At 66.6% G+C, this 26,166-nt stretch carries 20 protein-coding genes; 4 read left to right on the top strand and 16 right to left on the bottom strand.

Annotation, left to right across the window (positions count from 1 at the left end; translation table 11 throughout):
• Window positions 1–15: 15 nt before the first annotated feature.
• A complete protein-coding gene (locus KPL74_14120) occupies window positions 16–1,713 on the bottom strand; it encodes an ABC transporter ATP-binding protein/permease (GenBank protein ID QWT18877.1) in 1,698 nt (565 codons plus the stop codon).
• Window positions 1,710–2,837, bottom strand: coding sequence for a hypothetical protein (locus KPL74_14125; protein QWT18878.1), 1,128 nt, complete (start codon window positions 2,835–2,837; stop codon window positions 1,710–1,712). The genes KPL74_14120 and KPL74_14125 overlap by 4 nt, the downstream gene beginning before the upstream one ends.
• Window positions 2,838–2,984: 147 nt before the next feature.
• Here KPL74_14125 and KPL74_14130 point away from each other — a divergent pair, with 147 nt between their 5' ends.
• The 4 genes from KPL74_14130 to KPL74_14145 all read left to right on the top strand — a co-directional run bounded on the left by KPL74_14130 (window position 2,985) and on the right by KPL74_14145 (window position 11,574).
• Complete coding sequence (locus KPL74_14130) at window positions 2,985–4,421, top strand: B12-binding domain-containing radical SAM protein (protein ID QWT18879.1); 1,437 nt, start codon at window positions 2,985–2,987, stop codon at window positions 4,419–4,421.
• 2 nt (window positions 4,422–4,423) lie between these two features.
• Window positions 4,424–5,632: a nucleotidyltransferase family protein gene (locus KPL74_14135; protein QWT18880.1), complete on the top strand. Its 1,209-nt coding sequence runs from the start codon at window positions 4,424–4,426 to the stop codon at window positions 5,630–5,632.
• A gap of 339 nt (window positions 5,633–5,971) precedes the next feature.
• Complete coding sequence (locus KPL74_14140) at window positions 5,972–10,471, top strand: hypothetical protein (protein ID QWT18881.1); 4,500 nt, start codon at window positions 5,972–5,974, stop codon at window positions 10,469–10,471.
• Window positions 10,472–10,965: 494 nt separating this feature from the next.
• Window positions 10,966–11,574: a hypothetical protein gene (locus KPL74_14145; protein ID QWT18882.1), complete on the top strand. Its 609-nt coding sequence runs from the start codon at window positions 10,966–10,968 to the stop codon at window positions 11,572–11,574.
• 415 nt (window positions 11,575–11,989) lie between these two features.
• Here KPL74_14145 and KPL74_14150 read toward each other — a convergent pair whose 3' ends face one another.
• The 14 genes from KPL74_14150 to KPL74_14215 form a co-directional block, all read right to left on the bottom strand.
• Window positions 11,990–12,388, bottom strand: coding sequence for a hypothetical protein (locus KPL74_14150; GenBank protein QWT18883.1), 399 nt, complete (start codon window positions 12,386–12,388; stop codon window positions 11,990–11,992).
• Window positions 12,389–12,543: 155 nt separating this feature from the next.
• A complete protein-coding gene (locus tag KPL74_14155) occupies window positions 12,544–13,650 on the bottom strand; it encodes a glycosyltransferase family 4 protein (GenBank protein ID QWT18884.1) in 1,107 nt (368 codons plus the stop codon).
• Entirely contained in the window at window positions 13,647–14,771 is a 1,125-nt protein-coding gene (locus KPL74_14160; GenBank protein ID QWT18885.1) for a glycosyltransferase family 4 protein, read from the bottom strand. The genes KPL74_14155 and KPL74_14160 overlap by 4 nt, the downstream gene beginning before the upstream one ends.
• 12 nt (window positions 14,772–14,783) lie before the next feature.
• Window positions 14,784–16,289, bottom strand: coding sequence for a B12-binding domain-containing radical SAM protein (locus tag KPL74_14165; protein ID QWT18886.1), 1,506 nt, complete (start codon window positions 16,287–16,289; stop codon window positions 14,784–14,786).
• A gap of 24 nt (window positions 16,290–16,313) precedes the next feature.
• The gene (locus KPL74_14170) at window positions 16,314–17,015 is read right to left on the bottom strand and encodes a class I SAM-dependent methyltransferase (GenBank protein QWT18887.1); all 702 of its coding nucleotides are present in this window, start codon (window positions 17,013–17,015) and stop codon (window positions 16,314–16,316) included.
• Between the two features lies 1 nt (window position 17,016).
• The gene (locus KPL74_14175) at window positions 17,017–18,192 is read right to left on the bottom strand and encodes an amidohydrolase family protein (GenBank protein QWT18888.1); all 1,176 of its coding nucleotides are present in this window, start codon (window positions 18,190–18,192) and stop codon (window positions 17,017–17,019) included.
• Window positions 18,189–19,025, bottom strand: a complete 837-nt coding sequence (locus KPL74_14180) for a class I SAM-dependent methyltransferase (GenBank protein ID QWT18889.1) — start codon at window positions 19,023–19,025, stop codon at window positions 18,189–18,191. The genes KPL74_14175 and KPL74_14180 overlap by 4 nt, the downstream gene beginning before the upstream one ends.
• A complete protein-coding gene (locus KPL74_14185; GenBank protein ID QWT18890.1) occupies window positions 18,985–19,884 on the bottom strand; it encodes a hypothetical protein in 900 nt (299 codons plus the stop codon). Before KPL74_14185 ends, KPL74_14180 begins: the two co-directional genes overlap by 41 nt.
• Before the next feature lie 13 nt (window positions 19,885–19,897).
• Window positions 19,898–21,028, bottom strand: coding sequence for a hypothetical protein (locus KPL74_14190; GenBank protein QWT18891.1), 1,131 nt, complete (start codon window positions 21,026–21,028; stop codon window positions 19,898–19,900).
• A complete protein-coding gene (locus tag KPL74_14195; GenBank protein QWT18892.1) occupies window positions 21,025–21,948 on the bottom strand; it encodes a glycosyltransferase in 924 nt (307 codons plus the stop codon). Before KPL74_14195 ends, KPL74_14190 begins: the two co-directional genes overlap by 4 nt.
• Complete coding sequence (locus KPL74_14200; GenBank protein QWT18893.1) at window positions 21,945–23,201, bottom strand: O-antigen translocase; 1,257 nt, start codon at window positions 23,199–23,201, stop codon at window positions 21,945–21,947. Before KPL74_14200 ends, KPL74_14195 begins: the two co-directional genes overlap by 4 nt.
• Complete coding sequence (locus KPL74_14205; GenBank protein QWT18894.1) at window positions 23,198–24,313, bottom strand: DegT/DnrJ/EryC1/StrS family aminotransferase; 1,116 nt, start codon at window positions 24,311–24,313, stop codon at window positions 23,198–23,200. The genes KPL74_14200 and KPL74_14205 overlap by 4 nt, the downstream gene beginning before the upstream one ends.
• Window positions 24,313–25,245 (bottom strand): GNAT family N-acetyltransferase, encoded by a 933-nt coding sequence (locus KPL74_14210; protein ID QWT18895.1) that lies wholly within the window; start codon window positions 25,243–25,245, stop codon window positions 24,313–24,315. The genes KPL74_14205 and KPL74_14210 overlap by 1 nt, the downstream gene beginning before the upstream one ends.
• Window positions 25,232–26,161: a hypothetical protein gene (locus KPL74_14215; protein ID QWT18896.1), complete on the bottom strand. Its 930-nt coding sequence runs from the start codon at window positions 26,159–26,161 to the stop codon at window positions 25,232–25,234. Before KPL74_14215 ends, KPL74_14210 begins: the two co-directional genes overlap by 14 nt.
• Window positions 26,162–26,166 lie beyond the last annotated feature (5 nt).

Raw genomic sequence — 26,166 nt, forward strand, 5'->3', positions numbered from 1 at the left:
TCGTTGGCATCGACGTTAGGCCGGCCAGCGTGAAGGAACAATAGTCCGAATGGCTGGGGGCGCCTCGACCAGGGCATGCGTCGAGCCCACGCGCACGTGAACGTCGGCGAGCGCGGCGACCGCCTCGCGGTGCGACACAACCACGATCATCGCCTCGGGCAGGCTCGCGCGCACGGCGGTGAGCACGGCCAGCTCCGACGCCGCATCCAGTGCGCTGGTCGCCTCGTCGAGCACAGCCAGCGCCGGCCGGCGCAGGATCACCTGGGCGAGCAACAGCCTTTGCAGTTCACCACCGGACAAGCGGCTGCCCGCGGCGTGCACGGGCAGGTCGAGCCCCTCCATGGACCCATCGATGCGCCGGTCCATGCCGACGACGCGCAGCACGGCATGCAGGGCCGCGTCGCCAGCGGCCGGATCGGCCCAGGCCAGCACCTCGCGCACCGTGCATTGCCACGGTCGCACGCCTTGCCCGACATACGCACCGCGGGCGACGAGCGCCTGCCATGCGGCGAAATCGAGCGGCACGCCGTCCCGGCGCGCGCGGAACACGTCGGGGGGCGCCATTCCCGCGAGCACGTCGACCAGGGTGGTCTTGCCGATGCCGGAGTCCCCACTGACCAGCACGAGCTCACCCGGGCGCAGCCACAACCCTTCCAGGGTCAACCCGTCGCGCGGGGGACGGACACGGAGCTGTTCGATCAGCACGTCGCCGCTGCGCGTGGTGGCGTCCGTGCCGATCGACGGGTTCGGCGCGGCCGGCAGGCCCATGTAGCGCTGCCACAGGGCCAGTGCCGGTTCGGCCGAGCGCAACTGCTGGAAACCCTGGCGGGTCGAGACCAGGTAAGGCAACAACCGCCCCAGCAACAGGCCGACCGCGACCAGCGCCGCGCCGTCCATGCTGCGCCAGCGATCGGCGAGCAGGAACAGCGCGGGGATACCCAGCGCGGCACCGACCTCGAGCACCAGCCGGCTCGACGCCACCAGTTCCAGCTGGCGGCGGTAACCGTCGCCCAGCCGCTGCGAGACGTCGCCATAGCTCGCCTTCTCCGCGGCCTCGCGACCGAACGAACGCACGTGGCGCAGGCGCCGGGGAAAGTCCTCGCTATGCCAGAACAGGCCGGTCATGTCGGCGACGTAGCGCCGGCTCACCTCGGCCTGCTCGCGACCGGTGACGCGCGAGGTGAGCACGATGACCAGCAAGAGCACGGGGATCGCCAGCATCAGTGGCGGTGAAATCCAGAAGGCGAACAGCAGGCTCACCAGCGAGGTCAGCACGGCCACGGCCAACTGCTGCATCGCGCTGAAACCCTGGACCAGGATCTCGCCGTTGTAGGTGAGCACGTTGGCGATCTCGGCCGAGCTCGCATCGGCCAGGCCAGGCAAGGGCACCTCGAGCAGGTGGCCGTGCACCATGCCGCGCAGGCGCACGGCGAACCGGGCGACCTGGGCCGCACCCAGCCGTGCCGATTGCCAGCGCAACAGCGCGAACACGACGCCGGCCACGGCGAACCCCGCCGCATTTACGCCGATGTTCGCGCTCGCCAGCGGCAACGCATGCCCAGGCTGCACCAGCGGCACCAACAACAACGCCGACACGCTGCCGCTCACCGCCGCGCCCACCGACAACAACGCATAGACCGCCAACGACACACGCTCGGCGCGCGGCAGCAACGCCAGTAGCCCACGCCACGCCGAGCCCGACCCCACGCTCACCCCGCCCCCACCCGTAGGAGCGCGCCCGCGCGCGACAGCTCCTCGCGACCACCCACCCCCTCACCATCATCCGCAGAACCATCCACACCAAAACCACCCACACCAACACCATCAAAAAACCGCCCCACCAACGCATCCAGCGAAGCCCGCGGATCCACCCCCCGCCGCAACACCCACACCCCACGCGACACCGCACAGTCGACAAACCGCCGCCACCCCAGTTGTCCGCTGGCATAAGGCTGATCCTCGCTGAGCCGGGCAATCGCCTGCTCCCGCGGCAACGCCTCGAGCAATTCACCCTCCGCTGCTTCGCTCGAAAGCAAGACCGTCGCCACGATCTCCAAAGGCGCCGATGCCGGCCTGAAACCCTCGCCACGCAGGTCGATCTCGAACTTCTCCACGCCACTGCGTCGCCGGATCCGCGGAGCGGCCCGTACCCGGCGACGCGCCGACGCATCCAGCCAGGCAAGGCTCCCGTCGGCCACGTGCAGGTAGTTCGGCACGCCCGTCGCGCGCAGGCGGATCGGATCGACGAACACGCCGTCTTCCGCCAGCACGTCGTATCCGTCGAGGGCCGCCTGCAAGGTCAAGGTGGATTTACCCGCGCCCGAAGGGCCTAACAGCAACACGCCGCGGCCTTCGCTGCCGATGCACGCGGCGTGCAACGGCACGAGGTCCTGGCCGCGCGCGGCGAGCAGGTAAACCGCGAACTCGATCATCTCGTAGCGCACGTAGTAGGCATCGGCCAGCCGGTCGGCCGACACCGCGACCACCGCGCGACGCTGGCCGGGGATCACCGTGATGAAATTCGTGTCGTCGACGATGCCGACCAGCACGCCGCCACCCGAGGTCATCTTCACCGTCGGCGGCGGACCGGGCGGCGGGTTGCTTCGCGCGGGCAACAGGCGCAGTTCGACATGGAACACCGGCGGCACGGGGCCCAGCCGATGCGCCGGTAGCTTGTCGTAGGCCTCGCCGGCCATCGCCAGCAACGCTTCGCTGTTGCTGGCGAAGACGAACGAGGCACCGAGTGCCGGCCAGCTGCGCGCATACGGCAGGCGCAGGCGTTCCCCGAAGGGATCGATGGCGAAGTCGCGGGTGGTGCTGTCGTCGGTCGTGGCCATCGTCGCGGTCGCCGGGGTGAACCGCCGTAGGTGCCTTCCCGGCCGGGGAAGGTTGTGCCGTGGCCCGGTCGCAACCTCCCCATGGCGGCACGGCACTTACCGGCATACCTGCCGCGGCCATGGCCGCTTCATCCGGGCCTTTGTCACATGCTGAATATCCAGGTCGGCCATGCCTACTTCCTGCGCTACGACCGCAAGCAGTGGGAACGTGGCAAGCCCTACCCGCCCCTGGCGACGATCCAGGTGGCTGCCCTGCTGCGCCGCATGGGCCATGCGGTCAGCCTGTTCGACGCCATGCTGGCCGAAGGCGTCGAGGACTATGCGCCGGCGCTGGACGCCCATGCGCCCGAGCTGGTCGTTTTCTATGAAGACAATTTTAACTACCTGACCAAGATGTGCCTCGGTCGCATGCGCGAAGCCGCCTGCCAGATGATCGGCGAAGCGAAGGCACGCGGTGCACGGGTGTTGGTCGCCGGTTCCGATGCGTCCGACCATCCCGAGGCTTTCCTCGCCGCCGGCGCCGATGCCGTGCTCACGGGCGAAGGCATCGCCGCCCTCGTCGACCTGGTCCGCCGGCTCGAACGCGATCCCGGCCAGGACAACGACGCCTGGACCGATGGCCTTGCCGGCATCGCGACGCGTGCGCCCGCCGCGAGCCGCAAGATACGCCTGGGCGTGGTGCCGCCGGATGCGCGCATCAGCGGCCTGCCCGCGTGGGACCTCGTCGACATGCCGCGCTATCGCACGCTGTGGATGGAGCGCCACGGCTATTTCAGCCTGAACATGGCCGCCTCGCGCGGCTGCCCGTTCCGCTGCAACTGGTGTGCGAAACCGATCTGGGGCAACCACTACAACCAGCGGCCCGCGCAGGAAGTCGCCGCGGAGATGACCTACCTGAAGCAGGCGTTCGCACCCGACCATATCTGGATGGCCGACGACATCTTCGGTTTCCACGTCGACTGGGTCAGCGACTTCGCCGCGGCGTTGCAGGCCAGCGACGGCTCCATTCCCTTCATGATCCAGACCCGCGCCGACCTTTCCAGCGAACGCATGGCGACCGCGCTCGCCGCCGCGGGATGCGTGGAAGCATGGATCGGCGCGGAAAGCGGCAGTCAGCGCGTGCTCGACCGGATGACCAAGGGCACCCGCGTGCCCGACCTCATCGCGGCACGCCATCGCCTCGGCGCGCATGGGATCCGTGTCGGCTTCTTCATCCAGCTGGGCTACCTGGGCGAGGAACTCGACGACCTGCTCGCCACGCGCGCACTCGTTCGCGACGCCACGCCGGACGACATCGGCGTGAGCGTGTCGTATCCGCTGCCGGGCACGAAGTTCTTCGAGGAAGTGCGTGCGCAGCTGGGTCGCAAGACCCACTGGGAACAGAGCGACGACCTGGCGATGATGTTCCGCGGGGCCTACGACACGGCCTTCTATCGCGAGGTGCGCGACCTGTTGCATCGCGAGGTGACCGCGCCCGGCGCCGCGCTCGACGCCAGCTGGGCCGACCTGCTCTCGCGCGAAGCCGAACACCGCCACGCAGAACCCACGGTAGCGGGCTGGGCAATGCAGGCATCGGGAACTTGAGCATGCTGCCGCCGCTGCCGACGCTGAAGCACGGGCTTTCGCGCACTACCGAAGCCCTGGCCGCCGAACTGGCACTGGCCCGCGCTGGCTCGCCCGAGCCGGACTGGACCGCGCTGGAATGGCGCCTGGCCAGCGCCGCCGCCGTCGCGCATGGCGTCTCGCCGCTGCTCGCGGGATTCTCCACATGGGCGCAGCCGGGCTGGCAGGCCTTCCTCGCCGCGCAGCGCGAGCATGTCGAGATCCGCCAGCAACGCATCGCCTCGCTGGTCGCGCGCATCGACGCGCGTGCCCGGCGGATGGGCTTGCCGCTGCTCGCACTGAAGGGCGTGGCGCTGCATGGACTCGGCATCTACGTCGCCGGCGAACGGCCCATGGCCGACATCGACCTGTTGATCCGCCCGCGCGATGCGGGCGTGGTCGACGCCTTGCTGGCCGAGCTCGGTTACCAGGAATCGTTCCGGCAGTGGAAACACCGGGTGTTCAAGCCCGTCGACGGCGTGGCCGTACGCGGCCTCGGCGAACACCGCGACGCGCCGGTCAATATCGAGGTGCACACCCGCATCCACGAACGGCTGCCGATCCACACCGTCGACATCACCGACACGGTTTGGCCCGACGACGCCGCGCCAGGCATCAATCCGTATCCCTCTCGCGGCGCCCTGATGGCGCACCTGCTGCTGCACGCCGCGGGCAATATCTGCGGCCGCAGCCTGCGCCTGCTCCACCTGCACGACATCGCCCAGCTCGCCCGGCGCATGCGCCGCGACGAATGGGACGTGCTGTGGGCCTCGGGCGAGCGACCGTGGTGGGCCTGGCCGCCACTACGCGTCGCCGCGATGTATTTCCCCGGTACGATTCCACGCATGGTGCTCGACCGCCTGCGTCGCACCTGCCCGCCACTGCTGCGGCTCGCCGCGCGCCGGCAGACCCTCACCAGCGTCTCCTGCTCCGCACTGTGGCTCAACCTCCTCCCCGGCGCCGAGTGGTCGCGCACCCCCGCCGACATCACCCGCCTGCTTATCAACCGCGTGCGGCCGACCCAGGAAAGCCGCGACGAACGCGCCGACATGCTGCGCACCCAGGTATGGCTGCAAGGCCAGGACTGGGTCCGCCGCGGCCACGTCACCCGCCTCATCACCGGCCTCACCCGCCCCGTCCCCCGCATGGACACCCTCTACGTCATCCGCGCCGCCTTGGCCGAACACGCCTAGCCCCCGCCGAACACGACGATTCTCATGTAGGAGCGCGCCTGCGCGCGACTTCGTCAGCTGAAGCGTGTTGGATACGCGCTGCTCGTACACGGATGGTCACGACACTCTTTTGACCGATTTTCTTAGCGATCATTCTTGCTACGCATTTATCGCTTCCTAGATCACATGCGGATACAAGCGAATTTATGCCGCGTGAGTCATCGCGATGCAGAAACTTCTCACCATAGAATAATTCCGAAAACGTCATTGCCGTTACGCCGATCACGCTGCACCGAAAGACGAGCCCGCGCGGGATGTCTAGACTTCGCGCCCTTCGTAACGATCGATTCGGAGCACCGTGTGCCAAGGAACCGCTTTTGCCGAACGGCTGTCGCCACCCTTTCAGCTATCGCCTCGTCGCAGGCGCTCGCCGTCGATGTCGACGCCTCCTTCGAGTACCAGATTCTTCAGAACGGCCAGCCGGCACGCTACCTGAGCGATGTGAATCAAGCCGCCACGGAGATTGTCTCCATTGCGTGCGAGAAGTATCAATTCACAGGCTGCGAGCTGACGGGCGTCAGCTTTTTCAATTCCCTTTACACCGCCGCCTATAACTACATAGACCAGAATGGCGCTCATTACCGCTCTACCGTGTGGGGCTACCGCTACTACGCGTGCGACGTATCCCCGACCCTGTACTTTGTCGAGAAGGACGGCCGGGAATCGGGGCCGTATGCCAATCGCACCCGCACTCCGCCCCCACTAGGCGGCAGGCCGGTGTGCCGACTGACCCTTGACCCGGGCTCTGACGTGGAAAAGCAGTCGGAGCTTGGACGCGGCGACTGTCGAACCCGGCCCAACGCTGGCAATCCAATCAATGTAGGACTAGGCAACAAGTACCAAGAGGTTGTCGATATCTTGCCCACGAGCGCATCACCGCTTCAGTGGTCGCGCTTTTACAACAGCGGAATCGTGCGGGATGGCGCGAAAGCAGCGAACGACGGAACACTGGTCGAACCGACGCTGTCGCGGCTTGGCAACCGTTGGCGGGGTACCTATGACAGGTCGATCGTGCAGGTCGACGGAGCCAGGCACGTTCGCTTGATGCGGCACACGGGCGAGCGAATCGACTTCGTCGAGGAGGATGGTCATTACCGGAGCACGGTCGATCCTAGAGGCATGCTCGTTCGCGACGGAAGCTCCTGGCAGTACCACGACGGAAACGTCGATATCGAGCGCTACGATGCCGAAGGTCGTCTGACAGATCTGAACCCTGGCACGTCACAGCATGTTCGCTTCCGGTATTCCGAGGAATTGATGGAGGCGACCGACCTGCAAGGACGATCGCTTGCGTTCAGCTATGACGAGCTCGGTCGTATCGCTAGCATCCGCGATCGATCAGGCGTGTCTGTCAGCTACACCTATGCCGAAGATTCCGAAAGGTCGGCCGACCTCCTATCGGCCACCTATCCGGACGGCACCTCACATCAATACAAGTACAACGAGCGATCCTACGCTGCCATCGATTTGCCTCACGCCCTCACAGGCATCGTTGACGAAACCGGAAAACGGTTCGCCAGCTTCTACTATGACGAGACTGGCCGAGCCATTCGCAGCGAACACGCGAATGGGGTGGCAAGGACGTCGCTCAACCGAGAGGCCGATGGCACGGTAAACGTCACTGGCCCAATGGGCGCCGTCAACACGTTTCGATATGCTGATGTCAAGGGCGTTCGACGTCTCGTGGGCGTCGACCAGCCAGAAGGATCTGGCTGCGGTGCTGCGTTCTCCAAGCTTGACTATCACGCCGACGGCACGCTGAGGAGCACCGTCGACTTCGACGGCCAGGTTACCGATTACACCCACGACAGTAACGGACACGAGGTCAGTCGTACCGAGGCCTCTGGCACTCCCATAGCACGTTCAATCCGCACAGAGTGGAGTGCTGACCTATCGCTCCCGACAAAGATCACCCTGCCCGGCCGGGAGGAACGCCTCACCTACGATGACGCCGGCAACCTCACCCGGCGTGAGCTGTGGGCCGCCATCGATCCGGCGGTAAAAGATGCCCCGCTGTCGCTTTCGCGGTCGTGGAAATTCACGTATGACGTCGATGGACGCCTCCTCATGGAAGAAGGACCGCGCAGCGATACCACGACGCCCGGCCTTCTCCAGCGCTACACCTACCATGCCTCGGCGGCTGCAAACTGCGGCAGCGGTTCGGCCTGCGACTATCGGAAGGGTGATCTATGGACGGTCGAAAACGCCCTCGGTCACAAGCATGAAATCCTTCGATTCGACGCATCCGGTCGCGTCCTCACCGAGCGGCTAGCATCAGGCACCCAGGTCGAAAGCCAGTACACCCCGCGCGGCTGGCTTCTGTCGCGCACGGAAACACACACCGACGGCACCGTTGCCACGACCTCGTTGACCTACAACGAACGTGGCGACGTGACGTCGATCACGGATGCCGATGGCGTCAAGCTCACCTTCGAATACGATGCCGCCGGCCGCCTCATCATGGTGGCTAACCCGTCCAACCATCGCCTGATGTTTGAACTGGACAAGGCTGGCAACCGCATTCGTGAAACGGGCTATGACTCGTTCTTCCTGAAGACCCAGCTCACCCGCACGTTCGACGCCCTCGGCCGCATGGAGACTGAGCAGGGCGAGGGTATCGGACGCTTCACCTTTACCTACGACGAAGTGGGCCGTCCGACGGGCGTGGTCGACGGCGATGGTCGTCGCAGCAGCACCTCATACGATGCGCTCGGTCGCCTGCGAGAGGCTGTCGGCGACCTCGGCGGAAAAGAGGCTAGCGTCAATGCCACTCATGACCCTCTGGATCAGGTGACATCGATCGTTGATCCCGACGCCGTCACCACCCGATACCTCACCACGGGGCTGGGCGACCTTGCCAGCGTCGAAAGCCCGGATGGGGGCGAAGCCTACGATGAGCACGACGCTGCCGGCTTGGTGAGCAAACACGAAGGCGCGGGTGGCGTTGGCAGCTTCACCCTGACTCGTGACGCCCTCGGCCGCCCGCTGAAGATGGCGTATCTCGACCCTTCGACTGATGCGACCTACACGTACGACATGCCCGATAGCGCTTGCCCTGGCGACAAACGCAACGCCATCGGCCATCTGTCGGCAATGTCCACCGCCAGGGGTTCGACGTTGCTGTGCTACGACGCAGCCGGGAACGTGACACGGCGAATCCAGCGCTGGGGTACGACGCTCAAGATAGCGAACTACGCCTACACCAAGGCCGGGCGCCTCGCTTCCATGGGCGTGGACGGTGGCGCGATGGTGTTGTATCGCTATGACATCGACGGCAAGGTCAATGGCGTGAAGGTCGAACAGGCTGGCGTATCCACCGACCTCATTACAAAAGTCGCCTACCGCCCCTTCGACAATATCGAGAGCTGGACGTACGGCAACGGTTACACGTTCTTGAACAGCCGTGACAAGGCCGGACGCGTCACGGCCTGGGGTGGTCTGGACCCCAACGGATCAAACTATTGGCTCGACCCGTCTCCTGGCGGCGACATCCGGGCGGACGTCACCCGAGGGGCCGCCTACGCCTTCAATCACAACGGACTGGGCTATCTGGATGAAGTGAGGGACTACAACACCGGGTCTAACCTGCTGTCGTTCGACTACAACGCCAGCGGCGACCGCCTGGCTCTCAGGAACGGCGGTGTCACGGACACATACGTTTATCAGCCAGGCACCCATCGACTGACCATGGCCGAGGGCAAGGCCCGTCGCTACGACGACGCGGGCAACCTCATCGCACTCGGCGATGCCACCCTGACCTACGATGGCGCGGCGCGCCTGGCCTCCGCCAGCGAACAGGGCCGGACCGTTGTGAGCTACGGCTACGATGGCGAGGGTAACCGCATCGCCCGTACCGTCGCATCGGCCGGGAAGACGACCCTGACCCTGTTCGATGAGGAGGGACGCTGGCTTGCCGACTATGACGAGCTCGGAAGGGTCTCCAAGCAAGCGGTTTGGATGGACGAGCTGCTCGTTGGCCTCGTCGTCGACGGCAAGCTGTACTACGTGGGACCCGATCACCTCGGCTCCCCTCGCGAGATCCTCGACCCCGTTCGAAACACGATTGTGTGGCGGTGGTGGCACAACCGCGATCCGTTCGGGTCGACGCATCCTGAAGAAGACCCGGACGGCGATGGGGCAATGTTTACCTTCGATCTTCGTTTCCCCGGCCAGCGCTATGACAATGTGACGGGCCTGCATGCCAATGGAGCCCGGGACTACGATCCGTCGGTAGGCCGCTACATCCAGGTTGATCCGATTGGTCTGTCCGGCGGACTGAATCCGTATGTGTACGTCACCAATAGGCCGCTGACTGCTATCGACCCATTGGGCTTAGTGAAGTGGGATGGATACGTCGAAACGTTTTCCATCTCCCCCCTTCTCGCCGCAGGCGCTTACAAGTTTGGTCTGATATCGGAGTGTATCGATGGACGACGTGCTGCCGTCATGGTTAATGCGGCGGGACTTGGGATCGGACTAGGATTCAAGATCTCACCAACGGTATCCGGTGCCGGCTCTACCGTCAGCTTCGAAGACCGCATGAGCCACATCGATCCGAACATTCTCAACGGGTGGTTTGTAGCCTACAGTGCTGGCGCGGCCGTACATCGTGGGTATGGTCTATCAACGTTCCAGCTCGGCGGAGTCGGACGTCAGCTCGCCAAACCTGAAAAGTCTGGCGCTTTCGCAAAACCGTCCTTCGGTCCCGAGAGAGGCTTCGAGCTTGGCGCGGGAGTCATAGCCGGCCGCAGCAGTGTCGACAAAGTCGAATGGACGCAGTGCGGTTGCGCAGCCAGATGAGCAAGCTTCTCAGAGTGATTCACGCGGCATTCGCTGGTTCAATCGCTTCACTTATCCTTGTCATCGTGCCCTGGCAATTGGCGACTGAGTGGGAATACTTGAGGGCATGGAATTTGTCAGATATCCATCGATTCCTGCCAGTCGTGTATCTGACGGCTTTCGTTATCAGCTATCGGCGCAAGCGATGAAACGATCAAAGTCACCATCGTCTTGTCTAACAATGGTCGGCTGGCCAGTAGCAGGACACACTAATATCTAATTCGCATTGCGCCTCTAGAGCTGGTGATCTTCTCTCAAGCGGACTGCGATTGTAATGACAACTCGAGCGTGGCCGCAGAGAACATACTCCGCGGCCACCGCCTCGTCACGAAACCCAGATGTCCAGGCACGACTCTCCTCTCGATCCTATGCGACGCATTCTCATCGCAACGCTATCGCAAAGAGGTTTCCGATCGATACCCGTGCGAAAACATATGCCGGGCGCTCGGCTGCAGATGAAGCTCTTTCCATTCGGTCTTCTTGTTCGCCGCCGCGAGGAGAAGATCGATGTCATCGAGATACAGGCGGATAAGTACGATTCGAGACGATTCCAGGTAGTGCTCTACGCACAAGAAGTTCCGAGATTAATCGAGATCGAATCAGCAAAAGATGTGGACTTCTTTGAAATTGCCACGCCAGACTCACAGTACCGATTGTGCGCAACAAGGTGGGGAAGGCATTTCTTCGGCCCAGCCCGATTCAAGAAAATTCTCGACAAGCCGGGCTCAGCCACCCTTACGGCGCGTACTATCGAGTCGCTCATTCCGCAAGTCGATGACGTCCTTATCCGTAACCGCGTCGGACCGAACATCAAAATGATCGGGCCGAAACTCGTATCGAATGAAGACAACGCATATTCGCTCAGAATGAGTAATTTTCTGAAACTAATTCACACGGGATTCGCTGCATCGATCGCTGCGCCCATCCTTGTCATCGTGCCTTCACAGGTCGCGTCTGAGTTGGGTTACCTCAGGTCGCGGCATCTGTCAGTAATCGACTCGCTCCTCCCCGTTTTCTATGTGGTGACGTATGCGATCGCCTTAGAAAGAAGAAGTGAAGCGTGAAAGCCAAAACTTCCAGCTCTTATAGCTTGAACCTGAACTATCAGTGCTCTGCACACCGGTGAAGCACGCCCAGTCGGACTAAGCGGGCAAAGGCGACCCCGTGAGAATAGAATTTTTCTGAAAAATGCGCGCCGTCGCGCGCATTTGCGTTCGGAAACCTCACAATCAGCCCACACGCCACGACCTCGCGGCTCGCTTGATCCAAGCGCGGCACCATCGCCCCGGCACCTAGGAAAAACAAACATGAGATGGAATGAATCAAGTTTCTTCATTCGTCTGCTGAATGGCATCATTGACGCAGTCCTCGACGGCTTGATCCGCTGCGCCACCACTCTCTTCGATTGACCGCGTCCCGCGCGAACCATTGTCGCGCGGCATCGTCATCTTGGTTGATTCTCATCACCCGACGAGTCTTTTAGAAGATCCTCCACCATTGCTTCGGCTGCTCCGCCTCAGGAAAGCTGCCAGGTGGCCAATACCTACCGGACATCAAGTCGTAGGCCGCAAGTCCATGTCGATGGGCGACGTCACGGATGACGGTCCATAGCTCATCGCCCCATTCGACCTTCACGAAAAAGAACACCATTCCCCTGCCCCGCTGCACTTCGTCGACCCATGGCGTAGCGTCGTTGAAGTAATAGCGATCAAAGCCAGGATCAGGATAGACCTGCATGATCTCGTCATAGAAGGCGTCCAGAGCGGGGTGATCGCGGATGCAGAGATCTTCGTCATCACACAGCGCATCGATGCGCACGTCAGCTTGCTTTTGCGTCAACGGGCTATGGGGATACCAAACGGCTGCCTGAAACTCCATGCGCTACCTTCGTCCTCTGAATGGGCGGACGATTCTGACGTAAGGTCGGTGTGATTCGGCGACAGCGCGCCTCTTTTCCGAAATGTTCTATGTGCAGATTTCGAACCGGCGTCAGGGGGATTCGCGGCTGGGTGCGGTCGCGCGCAGGCGCGCTCCTACAGGGGGTGGTGGGTTAACGCTTCGTAGTGGCTGAGGAACGCGGTGGCGGTGGCGTCGGCGTCTTCGCGCATGGCGCGGCGTTGTGCTTCGGTGGCGAGGCGGAGGCGTAGCGCTTCGTCATGCGCGACCGTGGCGATGGCCAGGGCGAGGCCTTCGGCATCACCTGGGGCTGCCGTCAGGGCGGCAGTGCCTTCCCACTCCACGAAATGGCCTACGGCCGTGCCGACCGAAGGCACGCCGAGGACGGCGGCTTCGAGCAACACCAGCGGCCCTGCCTCGTGCCGCGAGGACATGACGAGCAGGTCGGCATCCAGCAGCAGCGGGCGCAACGCTGCTTGCGTGCGAAAGCCGAGGAACGCCACCCGGTCGGCGATGCCGAGTTCGCGCGCGAGGTCGTGCACGCGGCCGCCCAGCGTATCGACGCCGATCATCTGCATGGTGAACGGCACGCCCCGCTGGGCGAGGATCGCCAGTGCATGCAGCAGGGTTGCCTGGTCCTTGACCAGGTTGAGGCTGGCGACGTGGAGCAGGCGCAGCGGTGCAGCGGCGCGCGGCCGCGGTGTCGCAAGCGGCCAACGCGAGACGTCCACGCCAAGGGGAATCCGCCCGGCGCTGACGCCAAGGCCACGCAACGAGGCAAGGATCGGTTCGCTCGCCGCCGTCACCAACGCAGCGCGCCGCAGCACCACCGATTCACTGATCCGGCTACGCAAACGCCGCCGCCCGCCGTAGCCGATGTCGTCGAGCGCCACCAGCTCGCCACCCGCGATATGCACCGCGTAAGGCACGCGAAGCAGCACGGACGACATCGCGGCCACCTGCCCGCAAGCGCCGGAGAACAGGGCCTGCAGCACGTCGAAACGCGCGAGCCGGTGCTCGCGGCGTATCGCCATCACCGAGCGCCACCGCGTCCATCCCTCACCGATGTTATGGACCTGCGCACCACGGAGCTCCCACCGCGCGGGCCGCGGCTCCTGGTGGAACACGAACACATGCACCTCGTGCAGCCGCGCGAGCCGTTCGACCAGCGCAAGGAACGCCGGTATCACCCGCTCCTCGCCGCCACGGTCGACGCCGCCGGGAAGCACGATGCCTATCTTCATGCGCGCAGCCGTCGCGCATCGACCAGCGATGCATACGCCGAGGCCCAACGCCGACCGAGCGCCAGGAACGAGAGGTGGGCGCGGAAGTGCTCGCTGACCAGTTGCCGCGGCACCAGCTGGGTCGCCGCGCCTATCAAGGCCTGTCCGCAACGCACCGCGTCCCCGGGCGGAAACAGCTTCCCGACCGACCCGTTGCCGGTGAGTTCGCGGAACGACGGGATGTCGCTTACCACCGGTGTCGCGCCACACGCCATCGCTTCGAGCAGGGCGAAACCGCAGCTCTCCGCGTGGCTGCCACTGATGTAGATGTCGGCGGCGCGCATCAGTGTTTCCACTTCCGCGTGGGCCAGCCGCCCGAGCAAGGTCACCCGGCTGGCGAGGCGCTCGTCGCCTTCGATCCGCGCACGCACGGCATCGCCCAGCGGCGCATTCCCATACGCCATGTACAGGCGAGCGCCGGGCGACACCGCGGCCAGGCGCGCGAAACCATCGAGCACCGTCAGCGGATCCTTGTTTTCGTTCAGATGCCCGACCCAGGCGATGGCGGGTGCACCAACGACCTTCGCCATCACCCGCGCGGCGTCGCGACTCCCCGGCGTAAAGCGGCTGCTCGATTCGGGAATGGCGAATACGCGCGTGCCCGGCGGCAACAGTCCGCCCGCGCGAAAACGCAGGGCCAGCGGCGCGGCGGTAAACGCGACGGCATCCACGCTGCGCAGCCAGCGCCGCCAGGCCGGACGCCGCCACCACGCGGGAACACGATCGGCATGGTCCTGCAGGAGGATCGGCAACAACGGCAGCTCCTGCGCGATCGCATGGGCCTCCTCCGCGCACGCCATGCTGTGGATATGCAGCACGTCGGGGACCTGCCCGCGCAACAGATGGGCGACATGGCGGCCCCGCGCGCGCGGCGATGCATACGCACGCAGGTCGACGAAGCGGTAGTCGATGCCCTGGCGAACGAAACGGGCATCGTGGTCGGCCGCCTGCAACACGGAGACCCACACCCCACCCGCCGCGACCGCCTCGGGGATATCCGCCAGCGACGGCCAGTGCTCGAACAGGGCCTCCGCTGGCATGCCTGCGGGTGCCGGATGCAGGTTGAGCTGGACGACGCGCATGGGCGGCGGCGCCTAGATGCCGGACACCTGGGGCAGCCGCAGCTTCACCAGTCGGTTGGCCAGGTTCAGCTCCCACGGCTTGTCGTACTGGCGGCGCTGGTAGCGCCACGACGCCATCGCGCTGAGGCCGCGCTTCGCCCACGAGGGCGAACGCAGGTCCTGCACCGTGGGGAACCGGCACCGCAGCACGGTGACGAAATCCTGGATGCGCCGGCGCAGGTCGTCGGTCAGCCACGGCGCATCCGCGTGGCATGCGTAGTCGACCCAGCGCTTCTCGGTCCATTCCTCGGGCGAGGCCGGGAACACCATCGGTTCGCCGTGCAGGTCGAGCAGGGGCATCGACGCGCGCTTGCCGCGATCCTTCTCATGCTTGCTGCTCTCCGGCAGCGGCGTGTAGACGTAGACGATGATCTCCGAGGCCGGGTTGATCCGCTTCAGCTCGCGGATGAACTCGAAGGTGTGCTCGGTCTCTTCCTCGGTGTTTTCCGGGGGCGCGACCATGAAGGACAGTTCGGGGATCACCCCGTGGCGCCGGCACAACTCGGCCACTTCCAGCGTCTGGTCGGGCCGCGTGCCCTTGCGGATCTCCTTCAGCATCGCGCCGCTGGGTGACTCGGCGCCGATATAGGCCATCCGCAGCCGGCTCTTGCGGACCAGCTTCCAGCTGCTCTCCGAAAGCTTCAGCAAGGCGTCGCTGCGGGCGTAGCACCACCAGGGCAGCTCGTGCTTCGCCATCACTTCCAGCAAGGGGATCATGTCCTCTTCGCGATCGAAGAAGTTGTGGTCGAAGTACTGGATGGAGTCCGCGCCCAGCTGGTGCTTGAGGTAGGACAGGTCGCGGTCGAGTCGCGCGGCGGCGGGCAACTGGGTCATCCCGCCGAACATCGCCGCCACCCCGCAGAAGGTGCAACGGAAGCGGCAGCCGATCGCGGCCTGGTGCGCGGCGGTGCGCTGGCCAAGGAAGGTACGCGCGAGGTAACGACGCGGATCGCCGAGCTTCTCGTACGGCAGGACGATGCCCGGGTCACCGAGGGCGAAATGCCGGTTGGGATTGTGCACGGCGTGGCCGTTCGCGTCGCGCCAGGACAGCCCGGCGATCCGCGAGACATCGCGATCGGGGCGCTCGAGTGCCGCGATCAGGTCGGGCAGCGTCTCCTCGCCCTGCCCGCGCACGGCGTAGTCGACGTACGGCGCGGCCAGCGTGGTATCGGTGTAAAGCGTGGGGAAATAGCCGCCCCAGATGATCGGCAGCGAAGGATGGTGCTCGCGGATCGCCTTCGACACGGCGATCGATGGCGCCATCTGCGGGCCACCCATGACGCTGATGCCGACCGCGTCGACCGGCTTCGTGGCGATCGCCCGCAGCGTGGCGTCGACGATGTCGCGATCCATGTTGCCGTCGACGATCGTGCTCTCGCCGCGCCGGTCCAGCGCCGCGGACAGGTTGAGCAGCGCAAGCGGAAAGCGTGCGCTTTGTCGCGAGGTGATCGTCGGGTTGACCAGCAAGGTGTGCGACATGGCGGATTCGTCTGGCTCGTGGCGTCAGGTAGCGTGGCGGGTGAGGCGAAACACCAGCGCCACGGGAACATCGAGGGCAACGCGGTCGAAACGCGCGCCCGACGGGATGTCGGCGGGATCAAGCATCGGCTCGGCGACGTGGTCGATGCGCAGCCCGGCCGCGGCACAGGCGTCGTGCCACGCGCTGTAGTGATGGATGGCGTGGCGCACGGCGTAGCGCTCGTCGCCCACGCGGAAATCGCGTTGCCAGCCGAGTGCCGCGCCGATCGGATGGAAGTCGCTGACCAGTACCGTGGCGCCTGGCCGGGCGATCCGGGCCAGCTCGCGCAGCACGGCGGCAAGGTCGGGGACGTGGCCCACGGCGAGGCCGCAGAGCACGACGTCGGCGCTGGCATCCGGCACGGGCAACGTGCGCAGGTCGCCCTGGGCGAGCGCGATCCGCGCGCTTGCCGGGGTGTCGGCGAAGACGCCGGCGGCGCGGGCCAGCATCGGTGCCGACAGGTCCACGCCGACTAGCGTCGTGGCGCCGCGCGCCAGGGCATGACGCAGGTAGCGGCCACTGCCGCAGCCCGCGTCGACCACGCTGCGTCCGGCGAGCGAGGCGGGAAGCTGGCCGAGCATCGCCCGCTCCTCCGCGTGCATCAGCGGGTTGTGCGCGTGCGCGGGATACGAGGCAGCCCACAAGGCATACGCCGGTGCGGGATCGAGCACGGGTGCGCCGCCCATGTCAGTGCACCCGCTCGAAGCCGGGCTCGAGCGCCATCAGCGCATCGTCGGCGAGACGCGCATCGACCAGCTTCGGCCGACCGTCGAGCATGACCGCCACGGCGTCGACGCCCGCCGCTTCGAACCAGTCGGCGAAGTCCGGATCGGCCACGCACGGCATCCCGCCGCGCACCACCGCGCGCAGGTCGGCACGGCGCAGCCCGTCGAGGGCGCTCGTGGGTTCGCCACCGCGATCGGTCACGACGATGAAGTCGGCTTGCGCACCGACGGCCAGTGCGCCGTGTCCATGCAGCCGAAGGATGCGTGCCGCGTCGCACGTCGCCAGGCCTAGCAGGGTTGCCGCCGGCAGCACATCGCGCACCGCATGCATCTCGTCGAGCAGGTCCCGTGCGCCGGAAAGCCGCGAATCGCTGCCGAGTGCAAGGCACCCCGCCGCGGCCAGTCGCCGTGGATCGAGCGTGACGCCGAGCAGGCTGCGGTTACTCACCGGACACCAGACCACGGCGGCGCCACGCGCCACCACGCGATCCATGTCCGCGCCGCTGAGGCCGACGCCATGCACCAGCACGCTGTTCGAGGCGAGGCAACCGAGGTTGTCGAGGGATTGCAGCTCACCACGGGCCACCTCGTCGCTGCCTTCGGCCAGGTGGATCAGCCACGGGCGATCCGCTGGCGTCGCCGAGAAACTCTCGCGCACCGGCGGACCAAAGGCGGGGCCGGCCAGGGCGTAGCTCCAGCCATGCCCGCGCAGCAGGCCGATGGGGAAGTCGGCGGCGTCCAGCGCGGCGTGCCAGGGATCGTGGTGCGCCACGACGGTCGTGCCGGCGAGCAGGTTCTTCAACGCACCATGACGCAGGCGCAGCGCCTTGGGCAAGGCGATGGCGGCTTTCACGGCAGGCTCGTCGAAGTGCGCCTGGAAGGCGTCGATCCACGCGTAGCTGTTCGGAAAGGGCGCGCCCTCGCGCAATGGCGGCACGCAGTTCACCTGGAGGTGTTCGTGTGCATTGACCAGCCCGGGGAGCACGAAGTGGTCGCGCAGGTCGACATCGAACGCACGTTCCGCCACCCCTGCCGAAAAGCGCGTGCCGGCCACGCCGGGAAGCACGGGCGCATCGCCCGCGGCCGTCACGGCGCGGGCGCCACGCAGACGCACGGCATGGGCGGCGCGGGCGTTCAACGCCGATGCATCACGATCAGGAAGTGGTCGCCCATGTCGCGCAACAGCGGCAGGCCACCGAGGCGGTCGTCGAGCTTGCCCAGCCGCTCGTAGAAGGCCGGGCGCCGACGCACCCGCTCGACCATGTACGGCGGCGGCAGGAACAGGCTGAGCGCGCTATAGCGACTCAGCGCGAAATCCTTCGCGAACGCCGCATAGAACTCGCGCGGCATGTAGTAGTAGGTCCAGATGGTGTGGCGGTTCATGCCCACGGGCGTGACGCCACGCGCGCCGCGCACGGCGGCGCGGCGGAAGCGGCCGCGCACGGCGTAGTGGCCGACTTCCCACGGGCAGATCCGGCCCATCACCGAGAAGACCAGGGTGCCGCCGGGGCGCAGCAATCTCGCGCACTGTCCGGCCACGGCGGCGAGGTCGGGCGCGCAGTTGAGTGGACCGAAGTTCGAATAGATCCCGTCGAACTCGCCCTCGATGCGTTCCAGCTCCTGCACGCCCACGTGGACGGCCTCGAGGCGGTCGGCCACGCCGGCCTCCTGCGCCCGCTGGCGGGCCCGCTCCACCATCCGCGGCGACCAGTCGCTGGCGGTCACCCGGAAGCGGCTGCGGGCGAATTCCACCGCATCGATGCCCGTGCCGCAGCCCAGGTCGAGCAGGCGCGAACCGGCCGGCAATTCCTCGCGCACGGTGGACCACAGGGTCTGGCGCATGCGCTGGATCAGTTCGTTGTTGCCGCGCGGGCCGTCGTAGTCGGCGGCCACGCTGTCGAAGGCTTCCTGCGTCTCGCGCAGGCGGGTATCAAGCGGCGTCGGCGTCGCCAGTTCGTGCCGTAGGTTCATCACGCTCTCCGCCATGCCGGTCTACTACCCAGTGAGTGCCGGAAGCGGGCGCGAGGGTTGAACGCTGGCGTGCATCGATGGCGACGGCCACCAGCGCGCCCATGAACAGGCCGCCCAGCACGCCCAGCCCGGCCACCAGCGGCACCATCGGCGCCACCGGATCGTCGGAGACGTGGATCGGCCAGGGCATCGAGGTCTCGAAGGTGTAGTTGTCGGCCAGCCGCGCGCTGATGTCGCTGCGCGCCTGCTGCAGGTTGCGGATGCCCTCGTCGGTGCTGGCCAGGGACAGGCTGGCGACCGCGGCATCGCCGCGCCCCGCATTCACCGCTTCGCGCAGGCGCGCACGGTCGGCCATGGCCTGGGCAAGCTCGGCGTCGACTTCATCCAGCCGCTGGTGCGCGGCGGACAGCGGCAGCTTGCCCAGCGCGTCGTGGATCGCCTTGAGCCGTGCCAGCGTCGCCAGCGCCAGCTGCCGGGCATCTTCGGCCGAGTAGGCGCGCAGCTGCAGGTGGATCAGGTTGGCATACGGTTCCGGGTCGAGCTTCATGCTGGCGGCATAGAGCCGCGCCGCCCGATCCTTCGGCGGGATGCCGATGGCCGAGACCACGTCGTCGCGGAAGGTATCGGTCTTCATCCGCTCCATCACGCGCAGCAGGGGCTCCACCTTGGGGTCCTGTCCGGCGGGTGCCGCGGCGACCTGGCCGATCTGGATCCAGGCCTCCGCCTCCCACTGCCGCTTCGCCGTGGCCAGGTACGCCGCCGCGAGCGCGACGATCACCAAAAAAGTGCCAACGAACCACCAGCGTTGCCGGCGCACCAGCCGCCACATGTCGATCAGGTAAACCTCGTCCTGTTGCATCGTCGTTGCGCCATCAAGGGGAAGGGAGCAGTTGCCGGCGATGCGGCAACCAGGCAGAGACAAGCTGCAGCAGCAGGCACAGGCCGATGAAACCGAAGTTCATCCAGATAAAGGCCTGCGGCGCGAACGGCGCCATGACACACACATAGGCCATGCGCAGGAAGATCAGCAGCGGGAACAGCGACAGGGGCCGGCTGAGCAGGCGCACGCTCCAGCGCATCAGCGCATACAGGGTCACCAGGGCGGCGAGCGCACCGAGCGGACCGAAGGCCATGAGGAAGGGCAGGAATTCGGTGCCGACGTTGACGTTGTAGGCATCCAGCGGGATGTCGGTACCCGCCGTGGCGATGGAGCCACGCATCGGCACCAGCTGGTTCAGCAGGAAATCCGCGTTGCGGTAATCCTTCGCGAGGATGGCCGCGAAGTTGTACGGCCCGGCGCTGATGTACAGCAGCAGCCACTGGATGCCAGCCGGCATCGCGTTGTAGAAGGCACCGAATGGCAGCGCCACGGTGGCCACCGAGCCAGAACGCAGCATGCCCAGGACCGAGAACGCCGTCGTGCCGACCAGGCCGAGCACGCCTACCGCACGCCACGGCAAGGGCCGCGCCGCGTCGCGCCGGAATATCGTGACCAGTGCCAGCGCGATCACCGCCGCGAAGATGCGGTTGCGGTCGACCACCAGCACGGGGAACAACAAGCCGGCACCGACCAGCAGGTAGCGCAACGGTCGATGATGGGTGCACAGGATGCCGATCACCGGCAGGGTCCAGCACAGGTCGGAAAGCCGGCGGATATGCTCGTGCCCGCCTTCCATCGTCGCGTACGACGACGGATCGTGGATCAGCGCCACCGGGAACAGCAGCAGGTCGAGCGCGCAGAAGACCAGCACGCCCGCGGCGAACGCCAGGCCGACGAAGCCTTCGCGGGTGCCGGCGTAGTCGCGCGCACGCAGCACGTGCCACGGCGGCAGGCGGTCGCGGCTGAACAGGTCGGCGACGATCAGCCCGACCGCGCCGGTGGCGAGCAGGAACAGGCCGCCTGCATACCCTGCCGGCAGCTGGAACACGCAGGCGCTGACCGCGCAGGCCAGTAGCAACGGCCAGGCCAGGTAGGTCGACGGCAGCCGCAGCAGCGCCCTCATGCCTGTTCCGGATGCGGGTGCGCGCCAGCCGGGCGAATCGCCGCCCACCCGCGCAGGAGTACGAAACACGCCATGCGCATCGCCACGCTCGAGGGGCGCCCTTGCAGGAAGGCGATCTTCGCGCCGATGTAATGGATCTGCGCACGCAGCAGCGTGCGGCACGGCTCGTCGAACAAGCCGATCCTGCGGATGGCGACCTGGCGTGACTCTTCCAGGTTCACGATCCGCGTCGCCCGGTGCCGGGTCTTGCTGAGGTTGGCACCGTGCAGCCGGTAGGCACACACCGGCACGTCGATGAAGCCCAGCGCATCGCGCGCGGCCAGGCGCAGGAACAGGTCCCAGTCATCGATGCGCAGGCCTTCGGTCCAGCGCGCGACGGTTTCCAGCGCACTGCGCCGGAGCAGCGCGACCGGGCCGCCGATCGCCCAGCGCGTGATCACGGCGCGGCGGATGCCCGGCTCGCTCGCGTACAGGCGCTTGTCGGCACCGTGCAGGTCTGTCATGCCGCTGGCATGCAGGCGACGGCCTTCGCGATCGACCACCACCGAATCGCCGATCACGGCGCCTTTGCCGGGATGCCGCTGCAGGTAGCGGACCTGGGCTTCGAGGCCACCCGGCAACAGGTAATCGTCGCTCGCGCCAAGCCGGAGGAATTCACCGCGCGCACGCGCAGCCAGCTCGTTGAGGGTCGCGGTGATGCCTTTGTTGGCGTGCTGCGCGAACTCGATGGCCACCTCGTGCCCATGCCGGTCGATCCACGCGAGGATCCGTTCGCTGGTCTTGTCGGTGGAGCCGTCGTCGATGACGACGATCTCCTTGGACGGATAGGGATCCTCCAGCACGCTGTCCAGGCAACGCTCGACGAAATCCTCGTGGTTATAGGCGGGGATCAGCACGGAAACCAGCGGCCACGTGTTCATGCAGGCAAGCCCCCGAGGTAGCGGCGTACGACGACAAGGTTGAAGACCAGGTAAGCGAGGTAGTTGACGGCGAAGGCGAGCATCGCTCCAGGCAGCCCGTAGCGCGCCGTGAACACGTAGACCAGGACCAGGTAACTGGCGGCGAACACGCACTCGGACACGATGAACAGCCGGGTCATCGCCTTGGCCAGCATCAGGTAGGACAGCACGAAGGCCGCGATCTTCACCACGTCGCCGACCAGCTGCGCGGCGTAGAGGTCGTTGGCCGGATCGAAGTCCGCGTTGAACAGCAGCCGGGTGATCCAGCCACGCAGGATGTAAACGAGCGCGGCACTCGCCGCGACGGCGGGCAGCAGCACGCGTGCCGCGCCGCGGAGTTCGCCGAGCAGCGCGGGGCGTTCGTGCAGGGAGGCCAGCCGCGGCAGGTAATAGATGTTGATCGCGGTGGTGAAGAACAGCAGGTAGGCGTCCGACACGCGCGTGACCGCCTGCCAGTAGCCGACCTGCTCCCAGCCGAAGCTGCCGGCCAGGTGGTCGCGCACGGCAATGTTCACCAGCGGCGGCAACAGCGCGGAGGACAGGCTCATCAGCGAGAACGCCGCCAGCCGGCGGGTCATCTCCGGATCGAAGCGCACGCTGAGCATGCCGCGGCGGAAATATGGGCTGCGCCACCACGCCGGCAGCCCGACCAGCAGCCAGAACAACTGGCCCAGCACGATCGCCAGCAACGCGCCGTACAGCCCGAACCAGCGAGCCAGGCACAGCGCCAGCGCCACGCTGAGCAGGGAACCGGCGACCTGGACCAAAGCGAGCCGGCGCACGTCCATGAAGCCGTTGATCACGGCGAGCACGTAGTTCACCAGCGCGATGCCGAGCTGGGCGATGGCCAGCACGCGGATCAGGCTGTCGTACGTGGGATCGCCGAGCAGCCACGTCGCCAGCGGGCGGGCGAACAGCAAGGCGGCGCAGGCCATCACGCAGGCGGCGACCATGGCGTAACCGAGCGCCGACGACAGCAGCCGCGACAGGCGGGCCGGGTCGTCGCGGTATTCGGCGACGTACTTCACCACCCCCGCGCTGATCCCCCCACCGGCGAGCACTGCCAGCAGCGACATCAGGCTCATGAATTGGCCAAGCCGACCCACGCCCACCGGGCCGGCCAGCCAGGCCACCAGTTTCACCAGCACCAGCGCCGTGGCCAGGCGCGCCGCCGTGCCGATCGCCGACCATGCGCCCGCACGAAGGATATTCATGCGGCCTCCTCGGCAAACGCCGCGCAGGCCGCGATCACCTGCTCCACCTGTGCATCGCTGAGCGCCGGGTTCAACGGCAGGCTCAACACCTCGCGGTGGATCCGTTCGGTCAGCGGCAGGCTGAGCTGCGCCAGTTCGGCATACGCCAGCTGGCGATGTGGCGGCACCGGGTAGTGCACCTGGGCCTGGACGCCCAGCGCTGCGAGGTGCCGTTGCAACGCATCGCGCCAGCTGCAGCGAACGACGAACAGGTGCCACGCGTGGGCTTCCTCGCGTACCGCCGCCGGCAACCGGATGCCGGGATGACGGATGCCGTCGCGATACCGCGCGGCGATCGCGCGGCGACGCGACGTATCGGCGTCGAGGTAACGCAGCTTCACCCGCAACATCGCGGCCTGGATCTCGTCCAGGCGCGAATTGATGCCCCGCACGGGGTGGTGATACTTCTGCGCGGATCCATAATTGCGCAGCGCGGCGACGCGCGCGGCCAGCGCATCGTCGTCGGTGGCGACCGCGCCTCCGTCACCCAGTGCGCCGAGGTTCTTGCCCGGGAAGAAGCTGAAGGCTGCCGCGTGGCCGAAGCTGCCGGCGCGTGCACCGTCCCAGCTCGCACCATGTGCCTGCGCCGCATCCTCCAGCACCAGCAGGCCACGCCGGCTGGCGATGTCCCCGAGCGCGGCCATGTCCGCCAGTTGCCCGTAGAGATGCACCGGCATGATGACCCGCGTCCGCGGACCGATCGCGGCTTCGACCCGCGCGGGATCGAGATTGAACGTCGCCGGGTCGGGCTCGACCGGCACCGGGCGCAGCCCGTTCTCGCTGATGGCGAGGAAGCTCGCGATGAAGGTGTTCGCCGGCACGATGACTTCGTCGCCTTCGGCCAGCGCGCCCATCCCGCGCCACGCCCGCAGCACCAGCGACAGCGCATCCAGGCCGTTGCCGGTGCCGACGACGTGGCGGACGCCACACCACGCGGCGAATTCACGTTCGAAGGCGGCCAGTTCATCGCCCAGCAGGTACCAGCCCGAATCGATCACGCGTGCCACCGCGGCCTTCAGCTCGTCGGCATGGCGGGCGTTGACCTCGCGCAGGCTCAGGAAGGGGACGTCCATCACAGCAGCCACTCGTAGCGGTCATGCACGACCGCATGCGCGCCGAACGATTCCTTCTGCGCCACCAGCCCGGGATTGAGCACCCTTCCCTCGTCCTCGGTGGAGATGCCAAAGCTCAGGCGGGCCCGGTCGGCATAGACCTCGCCGATCAGCTCGGCCAGCAACAGGCTCAGCGCGCCGGTCTCGCGCCCAACATCGGAGGCCGCGAGGTATTGCGTATGCACGGTATGGCCGAAATCGAAGATGATCGCCCCGGCGAGCAATTCGCCATCGCGGTGCGCTTCGTGCAGCACGATCTGGCCCGGGAAGCGGTCGTGCAGGAGCGCGAGCTCCGCGGCGCTGTGGGTCGGTTCGACGCCGTGGCGGCGTAGCGTCCCGACCAGCAGGGCGTGGAACGGCGCGATGTCGTCGCCTACGCGCGTTCCCACACAAGCTTTGCGCGCACGGGCCACGGCACGCCGGCGCATGCCGGTCATCTCCGGGCGATCACGCGGCACCAGCATCGACGACAGGTCGCGGCGAACCACCGATGCACCGACCCGGTGCAAGGCGTAAAGATCTTCCTCGGCGGCGGTGGCGTGGAAGACGTGCGGGACCGGTTTGTAGACCAGCCGTCGCACGCCGAGGCCGCGGTAATGCTGGCCCACGGCACGAAAGGCGGCGAGCGTGGCCTCCGCGCGTAGCGCCGGCGTCGCCACCATGCCGCCATAGGTCAGGCCCGCATGGCTGGACACGGTGTCGCCGTCGCGATTGGCCGGGAGCACGGCGAGCAGCTCGCCCTCCTCTTCCACCAGCAGCGAGGCGTCGCTGAAGCGGGCGGCGTGGTAATCCATGTACGCACGCCGGTGCAGGAACGTGCCATTGCGCGAACGCGCCACCAGCGCATCCCAGCGAGCCTCGTCGGCGGGCACATACGGCCTAACCGCCAGCATGCGCCGCCTCCGCGAGGCCGAAGCCATCCACGCCCATGTCGTTGCCGTTGTAGAACATCAGCGTGCGGTCCGCCTGCTGCAACAGCGCGGGATAGCAGATCGTCCGCGAGTCCCAGCCACGCTCGGACAGGGAGAGCCCGAACAGCTCGTCGTGGCGTTCCCAGCGCACCCCGTCGACGCTGGTCGCGCAGCCCGGGAAATAGCCCCCACGGGTGTCGCCACGCGTGAAGTACATGACGTAGCCGCCGTCCTGGCGGTAGACCCGTGGCCGGCCGATCCGGTATTCGTTGCCGCGTGGCAGCAGGCAGGCCTCGTCGCGCAGCGGCTTCGCGGCGAAGTCGTCGGTCTCCAGGTAACGGATGTGATAGCGCGGATACGGCTGCCCCGCGATGCTCTCCCAGCCGTCGCCGGCGGCGTACCAGACGCGCCACAAGCCGTCTTCGCGCACCACCGAGTGGATCGCCGCGATGCTGCTGCGGCCCGGCGCCCGATCGAGCACCGGCGTCTCCTGTGCGCGCACGAAGGATTCGCCACCGTCGTTGGAGATCGCAAGGCCGGTGAACGCGAGGAACTTGGCGCGGGCCACGCGCTGGAAGCCGACGTAGAACAGGTGCAGGCCACCCGGGCCATCGACGAGGTCACCGAGGATCATCCCGTTATCGTCGAAGCATCCCGCCCGGCCCACGTCCAGCACCGGCGTTTCGCTGACACGGACCAGTTGCTCGGGCCGGTCGGCGCGCAGGTCGACGTAGCCGATGCGACCCACGCCCTCGTCGTCGCGGAAACTTGCGTAGACGCGGATGGTCGCGTCGTCCAGGCGCCACGGTGTCGGGGTCAGCGCGGAGTGGCGCATCCAGCCGCCCACGCCCTGGCGCAGGGTATCAAAGACCAGGCCGCGCTTGATCCATGCGGTCATGCGTC

This window comes from Bacillus sp. NP157, from assembly GCA_018889975.1.
Classification (GTDB): Bacteria; Pseudomonadota; Gammaproteobacteria; order Xanthomonadales; family Rhodanobacteraceae; genus Luteibacter.